Origin of the sequence: Caulobacter sp. Root487D2Y (assembly GCF_001427165.1) — a bacterium.
Lineage (GTDB): Bacteria > Pseudomonadota > Alphaproteobacteria > Caulobacterales > Caulobacteraceae > Caulobacter.
In genome coordinates this window covers 160,704-176,315 of the sequence record NZ_LMFD01000015.1, presented here as the reverse complement: position 1 = coordinate 176,315, position 15,612 = coordinate 160,704, and the positions used below count along the sequence as shown (strand labels likewise).

The window sequence follows — 15,612 nt, the reverse complement described above, 5'->3', positions numbered from 1 at the left end:
CATGGTTTCCCGTCCCACCTGGCAGGGCCACCTGCGGCTGTCGCTCGTCACCTGTCCGGTGGCGCTGTACACGGCCGTGGCGCCCGGCGGAGAGGTGCGATTCAACCTGCTGCACCCCAAGACCCACAACCGCATCAAGATGATCGCCACCGATCCGGACCTGGGGCCGGTGGACCGCGCCGACCTGGTCAAGGGCTACGAGTACGAGAAGGACCACTATGTGATCCTGACGCCGGAAGAGATCGAAAGCGTGCGGCTGGAAAGCACTCGCACCATCGACATCGAGCGCTTCGTCGACGCCGACGCCATCGACCGGCTCTATTGGGACAACCCGTATTTCCTGGTTCCCGACGGCAAGCTGGCGGTCGACGCCTACACCGTGATCCGCGACGCGATGGCCGGGGCGGGCAAGATCGCCCTGGGCCGGGTGGTGATGCACACCCGCGAACGGCTGCTGGCCATCGAGCCGCGCGACAACGGGCTGGTCGCCTACACCCTGCGCAGCCACGACGAGGTGCGCGACGCGGGCGAGCTGTTCGACGACATTCCCGACCGCAAGGCCGATCCCCAGATGGTGGCCATCGCCGAGAAGATCATCGATCAGCAGCAGGGTCCGTTCGATCCCAGCCAGTTCAAGGACCGCTACGAGGACGCCCTGCGGGCCTTGATCAAGCAGAAGGAAAAGGGCGGCAAGGCCAAGGTGACGGTCGAGGAGCCGGAGAACACCAACGTCGTCGACCTGATGGAGGCCCTTCGCAAGAGCCTGGGCCACAAGCCGGGCGCGGCGGCCGCCAAGACGCCGGCCAAGAAGGCGCCGGCCAAGAAGTCGGCGGCGCGCAAGAAGGCATCCTAGAAGCGGTCCCGCTTAGGCCTTCATGCACGCCAGGGTGTCGCCCAGGACGAGGGGCGCGCCGGCCCGCGAGATCATCCAGTCCACGGTCATCGTTGTCGGACCGGTGCGGATGTAGACGAACTGCTCGCCCGGCTCGCCCGCCCCTTGGCGGCTCCAGGTCCAGCGATCGCCCTCCCAGCCCGGCGAGGCGTACCAGCGCAGGCCGCTGAAGCCGTCGGCGATGGTGGCGCGGAAGCCGCCGGCGACGCGCGCGAAACTCCAGGTTTCCGCCGCCTTGTAGGTTCCCGGCGCCGCGTCGCGATGCTGCTTGAGCAAGGCTCCGGTGTCGGGGTCGCGGCTGAAGACCATCGCCGAGGCCAGGGGCTTCTTCGACGGCTCGAAATGGCCGTCGCAGGTCCAGGCGCCTTCGAAATAGGCCAGCGGATTGGGGGTGGAAGGTTCGGTCGAGGCGGCGGCCAGCAGGCTGGCGATCAGAAGGCTTGTCGGCATGGACCCTCGCGACGTGTCGGTGAACAGCAAAGCATCATCGACGGCGCTCGTCACGCCAGCGTTCGCCCGGGGGTTTGACTTTGCGACGTATCGCCGTCGAATGGCGGCGAGCGACCGGGAACCTCCGATGAAATCCATGAGCGTCGTGTTGGCGGCCCTGCTGCTGGTCGGATGCGCGACGCGCGGCGGGCTCGACACGGCGGTCGGCGTCAGCGGCGGGCTGGAGTGCGTGGGCGCCAGGACGTCTCGTCCGACCGTGATCCTCGAGGCGGGCGCGTTCGGCGGGGCGGCCGACTGGTCGCTGGTGGCCGAGAGGCTGGCCGCGGGCGGCCGGGTCTGCGCCTACGACCGTGACGGCATGGGGATGGCCGCGATCCATGACCTCGACCGCTCTCCGGTCGCCATCGCCGCCCGGCTGGAGGCGATGGTGGCCCAGCAGGAGGGCGACGCGCCGGTCATCCTGGCGGGCCATTCGAACGGCGGGCTCTATGTCGAGGCCTTCGCCCGCCTGTGGCCCGAGCGCACGGCCGGGCTGGTGCTGGTCGACGCGGTCGGGACCGACGTCAAGGACCACCCGCTGGCCCTGGCCGACCTGGAGCACGAGGCGCGCCTGGCGGCCTTCACGCCGGCCGCCCGCGCCGTCGGCCTGACGCGCCTGGTCCCGCTGATGGACGACATCTCGCCGGCGGCCGAGGCGGCGGCCCGGCGGCGGTCGGCCTGGACCGGGCGGACCAGCGTCCAGGCGGGGGTGGCGGAGGTGAGGGCCTTCCTGCCGGGCCTGGCCGCCGTCGACGCTCTGCCGCCGCTGCGCCCGTCCATCCCCGTGGCGGTGATCGTCGCCAGCCGGACCCCGTCCGCGGCCCTGGACCGCGACTGGCGCGCCGCCGAGATCGCCCCCGCCCAGCGGGCCTGCCGCGCGCTGGTGCTCGACGCCCGGGCCAGCCACACCTCCATCCTCGACGCCCAGCGCGACTATGTGGCGGAGGCGGTCGGGTGGCTGAACGGCGAGCGGCCGGAGGCGGGCGTGGCGCGGTGCTCGGATCCGCCCGGATCTAGGATCGAGCCCTGAGCCAACGCCGCACCGGCGCGTCGTAGAACCGGAACGCCGCCCAGGCCGTCGCCAGCGCCACGAACACGCCCAGGACGCCGAACCAGGCCGGCAGCGGCAGCTCCCACCGATAGGGATAGAGCCGCAGCATCACCGCCCAGGTCGCCCAGTGCATGGCGTAGAGCGGGTAGGAGACGTCGCCCGTCGTCCGGCAAACCGCGCCCGCCACGCCCTGGGGGTCGTGGGCGCCGACCAGCACCAGCATCGGAAACAGCATCGCCACGCAGGCGAGGTCATAGAGGCCGTTCCAGGGAACGCCGTTCCAGGCCAGGCCGGTCCAGGGCGGGCCGGGCAGGAGCGGCACGGCCATCGCGGCCAGCAGGGCCAGAACCGGCGCCAGCAGGCGCGGTTTGGGCGCCAGGGCCCGATAGCGCCAGCAGACCCAGCCCAGGCTGAAGCTGAAGCTGGCCCGGGCGACGCCCCACCAGAAGGTCGCCTGGTCCCAGCCGGTCTCGATCCCGTTCAGGGTCGACGCCACATAGACCATCATCGCCCCGCTGAGCAGCACGACGGCCATCAGCCCCAGATCGGGCAATCGCCGCAGGGGGAACCACAGGACGCTGACGATCACCTCCAGGCACAGCGACCAGGCCAGCGGATTGAATGGAAAGAGGGAAGGAAAGGTCCAGTCGGCCGGATGGCCCAGGCGCGGGACCAGCAGCAGGCCGCGCGCCAGGTTCGGCCAGAACGGCGGGCTGTGCCGCGAGGTCAGGATCGCGCCGATCACGGTCGACAGCACCAGCAGCGGCCAGATCCGCACGACGCGGATCCACACATAGGCGGGCCAGCCGATCTGGCGGCGCTCGAACGCGTGGGCCAGGACGAAACCGCTGAGGCAGAAGAAGAAATCGACCGCCAGATAGCCATGGGCGAACCAGCCCGGACGCCCCGTCCACCCGGCCACGTGATAGAGCAGCACCCCCAGCGCCGCCGCCGCCCGCAGGCCGTCCAGGGCGGCGAACCGCTGTGTTTCGTGTTCCCTCACCCGTCGGACTTTCAGGATCGCGCGGGTTTTCGCAAGAGGGGCGAGGGAACCCGCGACGCGACGATCCGGGTGGGCGGTGCTCGCGGGTTTCTCGTTGAATGGCGGCGACGCCTACCCCCAGGCCGCCATCAGCAGCATGACGATCCCCACCTCGACCGCGTCGCCCAGGCCGTGGGCGATCATCGGGGCCAGCAGGCTGCGCGAGCGCTCCATCAGCCAGACATAGGTCAGGCCCCAGGCGAAGGCGTAGATCTGCTGGGCGATCGCCAGGTGCAGCGGGTTGTGCAGGAAGCTGTCGTAGTGGGCCAGGCCGAACAGCAGGGCCACGACATAGGCGGCCACCGGCAGGTCCAGCCGCCCGATCCTCAGGCGGCCGGGGACCAGCACCGCCAGCATGCCGACCAGCAGGCCGCGGAAGATGATTTCCTCGTTGGGGCCCGCCGCCGCCATCACGCCCAGCCAGCCGGCGATCGCGCCCGCCGAGGTGATGTCGTAGCCGCCGTCCGGCGCGGTGTGGGCCAACAGCTGGGGCCAGTAGTCGGCGACCAGCATGATCAGGCCCATGGCCACGCCGACCGCGGCCGCCAGGCCGGCATAGGTCCGCCCCGGCGGCCAGCGCAGGTGGTTGTCGGCCTGGGGCAGGACGCGGCGCATCACCGCCAGGGCCGCCAGGCCCGTGACGATCTGGAACAGGGTGGCCAGGGCCACGAAGACCCAGATCTGATGCTGGAAGAGCTCGATATTGTGCTTGTAGAGCCAGGCCCCCGCCGCGCGGCCGGGAACCAGCAACAGCTGCATCAGCACCGCGGTCAGCACGATCCACAGGATCGACCAGGGGCGGAACCGCAAGCCGGTGACTTCGACGAACGGGCGGCGCGACGGGGGCAGGGCGAGATCGGTCATGCCGACCTGAATGCCAGTCTCAGGCCGCCCGGGTCTTGAAGCTATGTTGCGGCCGGAACTGGGCGCGCCAGGCCCCGGGCGAACGGCCGGTCAGGTCCTTCACGTCGCGGCTCATGTGGGCCTGGTCGGCGAAGCCGGCTTCGGCGGCGATCTCGGCCAGCGGGGCCTCGCCCTCGACGATCGACCGCCAGGCGCGCCGGGCCCGAGCCTCGACGCGGAACCGGGCCGGGCCCACGCCATAGGCGTCGCGGAACCAGCGGAAGACGGTCTCGCGGCTGACGCCCTGGTCGCGGGCCCAGGCCTCGACCGCCGGAGCCTCGTCGCCGGACAGGGCCTGGGCCAGCTGGTCGGGGACGTCGGCCAGGCCGGCCTGGCCTGGCCGCAGGGTCTCCAGCAGGGCGGCGGCGGCTTCGACGGGATCGCGCTCGGCCAGGCGGGCCAACAGATCGGGATCGACGGTCCGCGCCATCGCCGTTTCGGCCGCGGCCTCGGCCAGCGGCAGGTTCAGCACCAGGGTCTTGCCCGGGCGCCGGTTCCAGTGGCCCGAAAAGCGGCCGTGCAGCAGCACGTCGCCGGCCCGCACCCGCCAGCGCCCCCGCTCGCCGGCCTCCTCATAGCCGCCGTCCAGCACGACGGCGGCGTAGGCCTCGTCATGGACGTGGCGCGGGATGGTCTCGCCGGGGATCAGGGCGGAGCGGAGGGGCATGATCGAAGCATAGCCGGAAATCGGCGTTCGGCGACTTAAAGCCCTGTCATGTGAGGCTCGCGCCTCACGGGTGGGCGCGCAGATAGGCGATCAGGTCGGCGCGGTCCTGGGGCGAGGGGGTTCTGGCCCCCATCGAGGTTCCGGGCGCGAAGCGTTTGGGATCGGCCAGCCAGGCGTCCAGGGTCTCGGCGGTCCAGGTGACGTCGCGCGACGCCAGGGCCTTGCTGTAGCGGAACCCCGCCACGGCGCCGGCGCGGCGGCCATAGACCCCGCGATGGCGGGGACCGAAGCGGTTGGCGTCCAGGCTGTGGCAGAAGCCGCAGCGTCCGGCGTAGAGCCGCTCGCCCCGGGCCGGGTCGCCGGTCGGCGGGCCGGCGAGGGCCGGCGAGGCGGTCATCGTCAGCAGGATCACCAGGATCACGGGCGGCCATCGACGCGTCATGGGGGTCTCCATCGGTTGGACGGCGACTCCATAGACCGGTGGTTTCCCGCTAATAAGTACGCACTATTTTTATACCGTCCGCCTTGTTCGCACGATCGTTCGGAAGGCCGCCATGTCCAAGCAGCCCGCCCCCTGGTGCCCGGTCGCCGCGACCGTCGATGTGATCGGCGGCAAGTGGAAGCCGACCATCCTGTTCCACCTGAAGGACCAGCCGCGGCGCTTCAACGAACTGCGCCGCCTGATGCCCGACATCACCCAGCGCATGTTGACCCTGCAGCTGCGGGCCCTGGAGGACGACGGGATCGTTTCGCGCACCGTCCACGAGGTGGTGCCGCCCTGGGTGGAGTACGCCTTCACCGAGCGGGGGCTGACGCTGGGCCCGCTGCTGGACGCGATGGAGGACTGGGGCTGGGCCTACGGGGTCAAGCCCTCATCTCCTCCCCCGTAAAACGGGGGAGGTGGACGCGAAGCGGACGGAGGGGGCGTCCAGCCGCCGCAACGCCCCCTCCGTCACGGCGCGTATCCGCACCGCCACCTCCCCCGCGGCGCGGGGAAGGAGAGGATCAGCGCACCGACGTCCACGGCCGGCTGAGCAGCACCGCGCAGTTGATCAGCCCGACCAGAGAATAGGTCTGCGGATAGTTGCCCCACAGCTCGCCGTCCGCGAAGCCGATGTCCTCCGACAGCAGGCCGGCGGTGGTGCGCCGGGCCAGCATCTCCTCGAACAGGTCGCGGGCCTCGTCGATGCGGCCGGCCAGGTACAGGGCCTCGACCAGCCAGAAGGTGCAGATGTTGAACGCCGTCTGCGGGGCGCCGAAGTCGTCGGGGATGGCGTAGCGCAGCAGATAGGACCCCTTGCGCAGGCCCGCCTCGATGGCCGCCACGGTGGCGACGTTGCGCGGGTCCTTGGCCTCGATGAAGCGCAGGTCGACCAGCTGCAGCAGGCTGGCGTCCAGCTCCTCGCCCTCGAAGGTGGCGGCGAAGCGGCCCAGGGTCTCGTTCCAGGCCCGCTCGTCGATGGTCTGACGCACCTTGGCGGCGCGCGCGTTCCAGAATTCGGCCCGTTCGGTCAGGCCCAGGCGGGCGGCGGCGTTGCCCAGCCGGTCGCAGGCCGCCCAGCACATCACCGCCGAATAGGTGTGGACATTGGCCCGGCCGCGGAACTCCCACAGGCTGGCGTCGGGCTGGTCGTGCAGATGGAAGGCCCGCTCGCCGACCGGCTCGAGGTTGTGGAAGTCCTCCACCGTGCCGGGGCGCAGCAGACGCTCGTCGAAGAAGGCCTGGACGGTGGACAGGATGATCTGGCCGTAGACGTCGTGCTGCTGGTGTTCGAACGCCTGGTTGCCGATCCGCACCGGCCCCATGCCGCGATAGCCGGGCAGGGCGGGGGCGAAGCGCTCGGTCAGCTGCGGCTCGAAGCCCACCCCGAACAGCGGCTGGATGTGGCCGCCGGCCGCCCTGTCGACGATGTTGCGCAGGTAGCCCAGATAGTTCTCCAGGATGTCGACCGCGCCCAGGCGGTTCAGGGCCTGGACCACGTAATAGGCGTCGCGCAGCCAGCAGTAGCGGTAGTCCCAGTTGCGGCCGCTGTCGGCGTGCTCGGGGATCGAGGTGGTCATGGCCGCGACGATCGCCCCGGTCTCCTCGTGCATGCAGAGCTTCAGGGTGATGGCCGAGCGGATCACCGCGCTCTGGTAGTCCAGCGGCACGGCCAGGCCGCGCACCCAGTCCATCCAGTATTCCTGGGTCTGCTGCAGCATGCGGTTGCAGGTGGCCCCGATGTCGGCGTTGAAGCCCTCGTCGGCGCCCAGGAACATGGCGATCGGCTTTTCCAGCCGGAAGGTGCGCTCCTCCAGGATGTGCGAGACCGGGCCGTCGGTCGACAGGCGCAGGGTCATGTCCGAGCACAGGAAGCGGATGTGGTTGGAGCCGTGGGTGTTCTCGGCCGCCCGCGCGCCCCAGTCGGCGGTCGGGCGCAGGCGGATGGTGATGCGCGCCACGCTGGTCAGGGGGCGGATCAGGCGGATGAACGCGGTGGGGCGGAAATTGCGGCCGTACTGCTGGTAGCGCGGGGAAAAGTCGATGATCTCGACGCTGGCCCCGTCGGCGTCGGTGATCACCGTGCGCAGGATCGGGGTGTTGCGCAGATAGTCCTGCTCCACCGTCCGCGCGCCGTCGACCACGACCTCCCAGACGCCCTTCGCGGTCGGATCGCCGGGCTCCAGGCCGCCCAGCAGCGAACTGAACACCGGGTCGGCGTCGATGCGCGGCGCGCAGGCCCAGACGAAGCGCCCGCTGCGGTCGATCAGGGCGCTGACCGCGCAGTTGCCGATCGGGAAGAGGTCGAGGTTTTGCGGCATGGTTTGGTCCCGCTCGTATCGTGCTTCAGTTTTTCAAGCCGCTCATCCCGGCGAATGCCGGGACCCAGATCCCAAAGTCGAGAGGCTGATTGGAAAAGCGCCGAGCCTTTTGAGCCCGCGCCCAGCCTTGCCATCTGGGTCCCGGCATTCGCCGGGATGAGCGGAACAAGAGAAGAAGGGTCACCGTCGCATCAGGATAGGCACCGGCGATTGCTTGCTCGTATGGGCCGCGACGTGGGCGCCGATGTGCTCGAAGGTGATGTCGGTGGAGGCCGCGCCGATCCGCAGGCCGTCGATCTGCAGGTGGTCGATGCCGATCGGCAGGCGCGGATCGGTCAGGTGCACCTCGCCCCGCCAGCCGTCGATGGTGATGCCCAGGCAGGCCTGCAGCATCATGAAGGCCGAGCCGGCCGCCCAGGCCTGCGGCAGGCAGGCCACCGGATAGGCCACCGGCGGCTCGCCCGGCTGGCGCGGGAAGCCGCAGAACAGCTCGGGCAGGCGCATCTCGTAGTGGGCGGCGGTCTCGAACAGGCCCGAGGTCATCTCGACCACCCCGTCGCGATGGCCGTAGCGGGACAGGCCCATGGCGCAGATGGCCGTGTCGTGCGGCCAGACCGAGCCATTGTGATAGCTCATCGGATTGAAGCGCGGCTCGCCCTGGGCCAGGGTCCGCACGCCGAAGCCGTTATGGAAGGCCGCCGACAGCAGGGCGTCGGCCACCTTCTTGGCCCGGGCCGGCGAGGGCAGGCCGCAGAACAGCAGATGGCCGGGATTGGAGCCGCGCACGCGACAGGGGTTGCCGTGGCCGTCGATGGCCATGGCGTAGAAGCCCTTGTCCTCCATCCAGTAGCGATCCTCGACCTGGCGGCGCAGATGCTCGGCCTTCTCGCGCCAGCGGACGGCGTTTTCGGCGTCGCCGCGCCGCTGGGCCAGGTCCGCCATGCCCCTGAACGCGGCGAAGGCGTAGCCCTGGACCTCGACCACGGCGATCGGCCCGTCGGGGAACTTGCCGTCCTCGTGGAAGACGCTGTCCTCGCTGTCCTTCCAGTTCTGGTTCGACAGGCCGGACTCCAGGCCGCGGGCGTAGTCGATCAGGCCGTCGCCCGTGCTGTCGCCGAAATGCTCGATCCAGGCGATGGCCGCCATCAGCGGCTCCCACAGGCGTTCGATGAACTCCAGATCGCCCGTCCGCTCGGCATAGGCGCAGGCCAGGGCCACGAACAGCGGCGTGGTGTCGACCCCGCCGTAGTAGCGGCCGAACGGCAGCTCGCCCAGGGCGGTCATCTCGCCCTTGCGGGTCTCGTGCATGATCTTGCCCGGCGCGCTGTCGCGGAAGGCGCTGACCTCTTCGGCCTGGTGCTCGGCCAGGTAGCCCAGCACGCCCTTGGCCAGGCCGGGCTCGATCCACAGCACCTGCCAGGCGGTGATGATCGCGTCGCGGCCGAACGGGGTCGAGAACCAGGGGATGCCGGCATAGGGATAGGGGCCGGTGGCGAACTGGGTGGTCAGCAGGGCCAGGTCCGCCCGCGACTTCTCCAGCCAGTCGTTGAACAGCCGACCCGAGGTGCGCAGCCGCGCCCCGTGCCGCCGCCGCTTGCGCATGTCGATCCGGGCCCGCGCCGCCGCCGCCCGCCAGCGCTCGCGGGTCGGCGGATGGGCGTGGTCGACCCCCACCTCGACATAGAGGTCGAAATGGGTCTCCGGCGTCAGCATGAACATGAAGTCGGCGCGCTGGGGCCCAAGGCGCCCCGGCGGCTCGGAGAACGCGATGATGCTGGTGCGCCGCACGCCGTCCAGGCCGTCATAGGCGTAGGTTACCGAGCGGCCGTTCGTCTCGGCGGGCAGGACCCGGCCGCGGGCCGGGCGCCTGGAGCCGCGCACCTCGAACATGTCGTGGAAGTCGGCGTCGTATTCCAGGCTGACCGGCAGGATGACCATGTCGCGGCTGTAGTTGACGAAACGCAGGCGCTCGTACAGCCGCTGGTCCCACAGGAACCGCTTGCGCTCGACATGGATCGCGCCGTGCGGCGCGGCGGCGCCGCCCAGGGCCGGAAGCGGCTCGTTGGTCGCGTGCGAGGTGAAGAACACGTTGTCCTGCGACACCGCCGCGCTGAGCAGGGCCGGCGAGCGGTTGCCCAGCAGCAGGCGCAGCTTGGACAGCAGGCGGGTGTCGTCGTGGAACAGGCCGTCGGCGGCGCCCAGCACGTCGCCGAACGCGTCGGCCACCAGGAAGGTGTCCTTGTCCTTCAGCGCGAACAGTCGATAGGGAACGCGCGGTTCCCCTGTCTCGCCTTGCTCGACGGCGCCGCTCGGCGTTGGGCCCGGTGTGAGATCGTCCATGTCTTTCGGCCTCTTGCGCTGAGGTCCCTCGAAAACCCGCCGCGCCGCGTGTCTGCGGCGGGCGGGTTCCAGTTTCCTAAAACCTGATCATGTCTCTGACGCGGCGACCGCGCGGGGCAGGGTCAGGCGCTTTGGGCCAGCGTCAGGCGCTTCGGCGCGGACGCTTCTTCCAGGCGATCATAGATCGCCAGGTAGCGGTGGGCCATGGCGGTCGCCGAGAATCGGTTCTCGAACCGACGGCGAACCTCGAAGCGGCTGATTTCGCCCAGGCGATGCGCCGCCGCGACCGCGCTGTCCTCGTCGTGGACGATGAAGCCGGTCAGGCCGTCCTCGATCACCTCGGGCACCGAACCGCAGTTGTAGGCGATTACCGGCGTGCCGCAGGCCATGGCCTCGATCATCACCAGGCCGAAAGGCTCGGGCCAGGCGATGGGGAACAGCAGGGCGTCGGCGCCGCCCAGGAAGTCGGACTTCTGATGATCGCCGATCTCGCCGACATACTCGATCAGCGGATGGTCCATCAGATGCTCGACCTCGTCGTGGAAATAGGCGCGGTCGGCCGCGTCGATCTTGGCGGCGATCTTGAGCTTCTTGCCCAGGCGCTTGGCGATGGCGATCGCCCGGTCCGGACCCTTCTCGGGCGAGATGCGGCCGAGGAAAGCCAGGTAACCTTCGGATTTCGGGCGAAAATCATAGATCTCTTCAGCCATGCCGTGCAGCACCGTGCCGGCCCAGTTGGCGAAGGGCAGGGGCTGGCGCTGGTCGTCCGAGATCGAGATCAGCGGGAACTGCGGCCAGCGGCGGTAGACGCCCGGAAGGTCCTTCAGGTCCAGGCGCCCGTGCAGGGTCGTCAGGGTCTTGTGCGCCATGTCCTCGAACATCGGGAAATGGATCATGTCGGTGTGGAAATGGATCACGTCGAAACGGTGGGCCTGGCGGCGGACCTCGGACAGCATCGCCATGTGGGCGGCCAGGTCCGACTTCAGCAACGCGGGGTCCAGGCGGATGGCTTGGTCGCGCACGACGACCAGCTCGGCCTTGGTGCGGGCGTCGCCGGACGCGAACAGGGTGACGTCGTGTCCCAGGTCGACCAGGGCGTCGGTCAAGTGCGCGACGACTCGTTCCGTGCCGCCGTAAAAGCGTGGCGGGACGGCTTCGTACAGGGGCGGAACCTGGGCGATCCTCATGGATGGAATCCTGACGCTGGAAGGGCGCGACGGCGCGCCTAGACCTCGGATCAAACCGTCTGTGTGGCGTTAAGGTTCCGCATAGGAAATAAAGAACCATAAGCGGTCTGAACCGTTCGCCTTCCACGATACGGGCGTTGACGCGCCGGTATCGCGACGGCCATCTGAAGGCGCGCGGGCTGGCCGCGCGCGAGCGTGCGGCGAGACCTTTCGACGGTGATCAAGTCCTGGACCAAACGTGACGCACTGCTTGGCGGCGCGCTTTCCCTCTTCACCCTGTCGTCGGCGGTGGCGCAGATCCAAAATGCCCCGCTGGTGAGGGCGCCGCAGCAGCCGGTTATTCCGCCGCCGACGAGCGTGGCGCTGCGGCCCGACCAGGTCGACCTGCTGCTAAGGACCCTGAATCAGGCCTACACCCACGGCTTCGAGTCCGTCGCCTTCGCGCCCGACGCCATCCTGCCGCTGCTCAGCGCCCGCGACGCGCTGACCCGTCAGGGCGCCCAGGCCCAGCTGATCGACCTGACCCTTCGCTACGCCAAGGCCGTGCGCACCGGCCGCCTGGCCCCCGACGCCTTCCTCAACGACTGGGGCCTGCGCCCCTTGCCCTACGATCCGGGTCCCGACTTCGTGCAGGCGGTCGCCCAGGACCGCCTGGGTCCGTGGCTGGACAGCCTGCCGCCGCCCTATACCGGGTACCAGACCCTGCGGAAGGGCCTGGCGACCTATCGCGACATCGCCGCCAAGGGCGGCTGGAAGGCCATCCCGGCGGGCGAGGCGTTGAAGCCGGGCGCGACCGGCGATCCGCGCATCGCCGCGCTGGAGGCCAGGCTGGCGGTCGAGGACGCGACCGTGGCCGTCGACGGAGCGCCGGTGTTCGACGAGGCTCTGCAACAGGCCCTGATGCGCGCCCAGAAGCGCTTCGGCCTCAATCCCGACGCCAGCCTGGGTCCGGCGACCCTGGCGGCCCTGAACGTTTCCGTCGAGCGGCGGATCGGCCAGATCCTGGCCAATATGGAGCGCTGGCGCTGGCTGCCCCAGCAGCTGCCGGCCGACCGCATCCAGGTCAACATCGCCGCCGCGGTGATGAGCGTCTTCCACGACGACGCCCCGAACCTGACCATGCGGGCGGTGACCGGCCGTCCGGGCGACGAAACGCCGATGCTGCAGTCGACGATCCACTCGATCGTGCTCAATCCGCCGTGGAACGTGCCGTCGTCGATCGCCGCCAAGGAGCTGTGGCCCAAGGAGCGGGCCAATCCCGGCTATCTGGCGCGCAACGACTTCATCGTCATCTCGACCGGCGAGGGGACCTCGCGGCTGCAGCAGAAGGCCGGACCCAAGGCCGCCCTGGGCCTGGTGAAGTTCGATTTCGACAATCCCTACGGCGTCTATCTGCACGACACCCCCAGCCGCTCGAAGTTCGCCAGCTTCAGCCGCTTGGCCAGCCACGGCTGCGTGCGCCTGGAAAAGCCGATCCCGCTGGCCAAGCAGCTGCTGGCCTCCAGCCCCGACTGGCAGCCGGACGTGGTCGACGCGACCATCGCGGCGGGCAAGACCGTGCGCGCCCAGCTAGCTCAGCCAATCGCCGTATTTCTGCTCTACTGGACGGCCTACATGACCCCAGACGGGCAGATGAACTTCCGCGACGACCCCTATGGCTGGGACAGCGTGCTGGTGCAGCGTATCGCCGCAGGAGCCCCTGGCTCAGCTTGACCCCCGGGTCCACGTGAGGCCTCTTCCCCGTCAGAACCTTTCCAGTTTGGAAAGACTCAGGCGTCTTTAGTGCTCGTGTGAGGGTCGCCAAGTGCGGCGATCCAGCCTTCCGGCTCTCGCGAGGTCAGTCCGGGGAAGCGTAAATGATCGAACGACGTAAGCTGTTGGGGCTAGGCCTTGGCGTGCTCGGCGCGAGCGCGATCGGGCCGATGGCGGCCTTCGCTCAGGCCAAGCTGGGGATCTCCGATCCCATCGCCGACCTTCTCCAGCACCAGTCCGACCTCGCCGAGGGCATGGCCGAAGACGAGCTTCCGGCCGCCGTCGCCGCGCCGATCGCCGCCCCGGTCTCCCAGGTCCGCACCGCCTCGCACGCCCCCCGCTGGCTGAAGCTGCACAACATCCACACCCAGGAAAAGCTGGAAGCGGTCTATTTCGACAAGGGCGAGTACGTGCCCGACGCCGTCCAGGCCCTCGACCGCGTGCTGCGCGACTACCGCACCGGCGACGTCTATTCGATGCATCCGGAGCTGTTCGACACCCTCTCGGCCCTGTCTCAGAAGACCGGCTCCAAGTCGCACTTCCAGGTGATCTCCGGCTACCGCTCGCCCAGGACCAACGCGATGTTGCACGAACGCAGCGGTCAGGTCGCCAAACGCAGCCTGCACATGGACGGCAAGGCGATGGATGTCTATCTGGAGGATGTCGCGCTGGATCGCTTGAGGGCCGCGGCCCTGGATCTCGGACGCGGCGGCGTGGGTTATTACCCCGTCAGCAATTTCGTCCACGTCGACGTCGGACCCGTCCGGCGTTGGGTCGGCTCCTAAGAGGGCCGCACACCAGAGGAAAGCCCGGATGGCCAAGGCCGAACGCAAGAGCAACCCGTTCGGATGGATTCTCCTGGGAGCCCTGGTCGGCGCCATCGCCACCGCCGGCGTGCTGCTGATGGCCTCCTCGATTGATTTCGACCGAGGCTATGAACAGGGGCCGACCGAGATCGGCACGGCCGCCGACAACGCCGCCGCCTCGGCACGGCCCACCCCGGTGGCCACGGCGCCCAAGCCCGAACAGCCGGCGCCGGTCGCCGCCGTCCCGGCTCCGGCCGCTCCCCAACCGTCCGTCGACGCCCAGATGGCCGACGACGCTGCCGCCGCGGGCATGACCTCGCGGGCGCCGGCGGAGCAGCCGACCAACTAGGCCGCCTTCGTCCCGGAGGTTTCCTTCATCTTGGCCAGAAGGTCCCGCTGGGCCGCGCGGTGCATGACCGCCAGGGCGTCCTCCAGCGCGTCGATGCGTTCGGCCTGCTTGAGGACGAGGCGTTCCAGGTCCTGCAGGCGCTCTTCGATGGGGTCTCTCATGGCGTCCTCCGCTCGCGCCGCCTATCGAACCCCGATGACCCTCGCGGGTCAAGATTTGTGCGTTTGCACCTGAAAAGCGAAAGGCCCCGGATCGCTCCGGGGCCTTTCCTGTTTCGGCGAGACCGAAACCCTACGATTTCGGCGCGGCCATCGGCGTCAGTTTGCCGGCGGCGGCCTTCATGGCCTCGTGCTGGGCCGGGGGCAGGGGGATCAGGCCGCGGCCCTGCAGATAGCCGCCCCGGCCGGTCGCGGAGTCGGACACGAACTCGGCGACGAACTCCTTCAGGCCCGGGGTCACCCCGACCTGGTCCTTCTTGACGTAGAGGTACAGCGAGCGCGACAGCGGATACTGGCCGCTGGCGATCGTCTGGGCCGTGGGCTTCACGCCGTTGACGCTAGCGCCCTTGATGCGGTTGGCGTTTTCCTCGAGGAAGCTGTAGCCGAACACGCCCAGGGCGCCCGGGGTCTTCTCGATGGTGCCGATGATGGCGTTGTCGTTCTCGCCGGCGTCGACCCACGACCCGTCGGTGCGCAGGGGATCGACCTTGGCCTTGAAGCCCTTCTCGTCCTTGTCGGCCAGCGCCTTGGCGGTGGGGAACTTCTTGGCGCCGGCCTCGACGGCCAGCTCGATGAAGGCGTCGCGGGTGCCCGAGGTGGGCGGCGGGCCGTAGACCAGGATGCGGTTGGCCGGCAGGCCGGCGCCGACGTCCTTCCAGGTCTTGTAGGGATTGGCCACGAACTGGCCGCCGCGCAGCACGTTCTGGCCCAGGCCCAGGAACAGGTGCTCGACCTTGAAATTGTAGTCGGGCGCGGACTTGTCCATGGCCACGACGATGCCGTCGAAGCCGATCTTCAGCTCGACGATGTTGTTGACGCCCTTGGCCTTGCAGGCCTCGAACTCGGACTTCTTCATCGGACGCGAGGCGTTGGCGATGTCGGGGAACTTCTCGCCCATGCCGCCGCAGAACATCTTGATCCCGCCGCCGGTGCCCAGGCTCTCGATCTTCGGAGCCTTCTTACCGGTCTTCTTGGCGAAGTTCTCGGCGGTGCGGGTGGAGAAGGGGAACACGGTCGACGAGCCGGCGGCCCAGACATAGTCGCGGGCGGCGTGGGCGCTGGACGCGCCGGCCAGCAGGCCGAGCGCGGCGGCGGCTCCGAGCAGGGTCTTCAT

At 69.5% G+C, this 15,612-nt stretch carries 16 protein-coding genes; 6 read left to right on the top strand and 10 right to left on the bottom strand.

What is annotated here, in order from left to right; translation table 11 throughout:
• The first annotated feature begins 1 nt into the window (after position 1).
• A complete protein-coding gene (gene ku / locus ASD38_RS22260; protein ID WP_056447216.1) occupies positions 2-853 on the top strand; it encodes a non-homologous end joining protein Ku in 852 nt (283 codons plus the stop codon).
• Positions 854-865: 12 nt separating this feature from the next.
• On the opposite strand, the gene ASD38_RS22255 is transcribed toward ku, so the two are convergent.
• On the bottom strand, positions 866-1,342 hold the full coding sequence (locus ASD38_RS22255; protein ID WP_082560854.1) for a hypothetical protein: 477 nt from the start codon (positions 1,340-1,342) through the stop codon (positions 866-868).
• A 136-nt stretch (positions 1,343-1,478) separates the two neighbouring features.
• Here ASD38_RS22255 and ASD38_RS24965 point away from each other — a divergent pair, with 136 nt between their 5' ends.
• A complete protein-coding gene (locus tag ASD38_RS24965) occupies positions 1,479-2,411 on the top strand; it encodes an alpha/beta fold hydrolase (protein WP_056463577.1) in 933 nt (310 codons plus the stop codon).
• Here the strand turns inward: ASD38_RS24965 and ASD38_RS22245 are convergent.
• The 4 genes from ASD38_RS22245 to ASD38_RS22230 all read right to left on the bottom strand — a co-directional run bounded on the left by ASD38_RS22245 (position 2,395) and on the right by ASD38_RS22230 (position 5,486).
• A complete protein-coding gene (locus ASD38_RS22245) occupies positions 2,395-3,435 on the bottom strand; it encodes an acyltransferase family protein (protein WP_082560852.1) in 1,041 nt (346 codons plus the stop codon). The two genes, ASD38_RS24965 and ASD38_RS22245, sit on opposite strands and share 17 nt — an antisense overlap.
• Before the next feature lie 111 nt (positions 3,436-3,546).
• Positions 3,547-4,338, bottom strand: coding sequence for a CPBP family intramembrane glutamic endopeptidase (locus tag ASD38_RS22240; protein WP_056463570.1), 792 nt, complete (start codon positions 4,336-4,338; stop codon positions 3,547-3,549).
• Positions 4,339-4,357: 19 nt separating this feature from the next.
• The gene (locus ASD38_RS22235; RefSeq protein WP_056463567.1) at positions 4,358-5,044 is read right to left on the bottom strand and encodes an AraC family transcriptional regulator; all 687 of its coding nucleotides are present in this window, start codon (positions 5,042-5,044) and stop codon (positions 4,358-4,360) included.
• Positions 5,045-5,108: 64 nt separating this feature from the next.
• Entirely contained in the window at positions 5,109-5,486 is a 378-nt protein-coding gene (locus ASD38_RS22230; protein WP_056463564.1) for a c-type cytochrome, read from the bottom strand.
• Between the two features lie 112 nt (positions 5,487-5,598).
• Between ASD38_RS22230 and ASD38_RS22225 the strand changes: the two genes are divergently transcribed.
• Positions 5,599-5,934: a winged helix-turn-helix transcriptional regulator gene (locus ASD38_RS22225; protein ID WP_056447195.1), complete on the top strand. Its 336-nt coding sequence runs from the start codon at positions 5,599-5,601 to the stop codon at positions 5,932-5,934.
• A 115-nt stretch (positions 5,935-6,049) separates the two neighbouring features.
• Here ASD38_RS22225 and ASD38_RS22220 read toward each other — a convergent pair whose 3' ends face one another.
• The 3 genes from ASD38_RS22220 to ASD38_RS22210 form a co-directional block, all read right to left on the bottom strand.
• Complete coding sequence (locus ASD38_RS22220; RefSeq protein ID WP_056447191.1) at positions 6,050-7,846, bottom strand: glycoside hydrolase family 15 protein; 1,797 nt, start codon at positions 7,844-7,846, stop codon at positions 6,050-6,052.
• A 180-nt stretch (positions 7,847-8,026) separates the two neighbouring features.
• Positions 8,027-10,186, bottom strand: a complete 2,160-nt coding sequence (locus tag ASD38_RS22215) for an amylo-alpha-1,6-glucosidase (protein ID WP_056447188.1) — start codon at positions 10,184-10,186, stop codon at positions 8,027-8,029.
• Between the two features lie 122 nt (positions 10,187-10,308).
• Complete coding sequence (locus ASD38_RS22210) at positions 10,309-11,373, bottom strand: glycosyltransferase family 4 protein (RefSeq protein WP_056463561.1); 1,065 nt, start codon at positions 11,371-11,373, stop codon at positions 10,309-10,311.
• 219 nt (positions 11,374-11,592) lie between these two features.
• Here ASD38_RS22210 and ASD38_RS22205 point away from each other — a divergent pair, with 219 nt between their 5' ends.
• The 3 genes from ASD38_RS22205 (at position 11,593) to ASD38_RS22195 (ending at position 14,280) form a co-directional block, all read left to right on the top strand.
• Entirely contained in the window at positions 11,593-13,086 is a 1,494-nt protein-coding gene (locus ASD38_RS22205; protein WP_056463646.1) for a L,D-transpeptidase family protein, read from the top strand.
• A 143-nt stretch (positions 13,087-13,229) separates the two neighbouring features.
• A complete protein-coding gene (locus tag ASD38_RS23570; protein ID WP_082560851.1) occupies positions 13,230-13,910 on the top strand; it encodes a DUF882 domain-containing protein in 681 nt (226 codons plus the stop codon).
• A gap of 28 nt (positions 13,911-13,938) precedes the next feature.
• Complete coding sequence (locus tag ASD38_RS22195; RefSeq protein WP_056447182.1) at positions 13,939-14,280, top strand: hypothetical protein; 342 nt, start codon at positions 13,939-13,941, stop codon at positions 14,278-14,280.
• Here the strand turns inward: ASD38_RS22195 and ASD38_RS24125 are convergent.
• Positions 14,277-14,441: a hypothetical protein gene (locus tag ASD38_RS24125; RefSeq protein ID WP_156390836.1), complete on the bottom strand. Its 165-nt coding sequence runs from the start codon at positions 14,439-14,441 to the stop codon at positions 14,277-14,279. The genes ASD38_RS22195 and ASD38_RS24125 overlap by 4 nt on opposite strands.
• 130 nt (positions 14,442-14,571) lie before the next feature.
• Positions 14,572-15,612, bottom strand: a complete 1,041-nt coding sequence (locus ASD38_RS22190) for a substrate-binding domain-containing protein (RefSeq protein ID WP_056447179.1) — start codon at positions 15,610-15,612, stop codon at positions 14,572-14,574.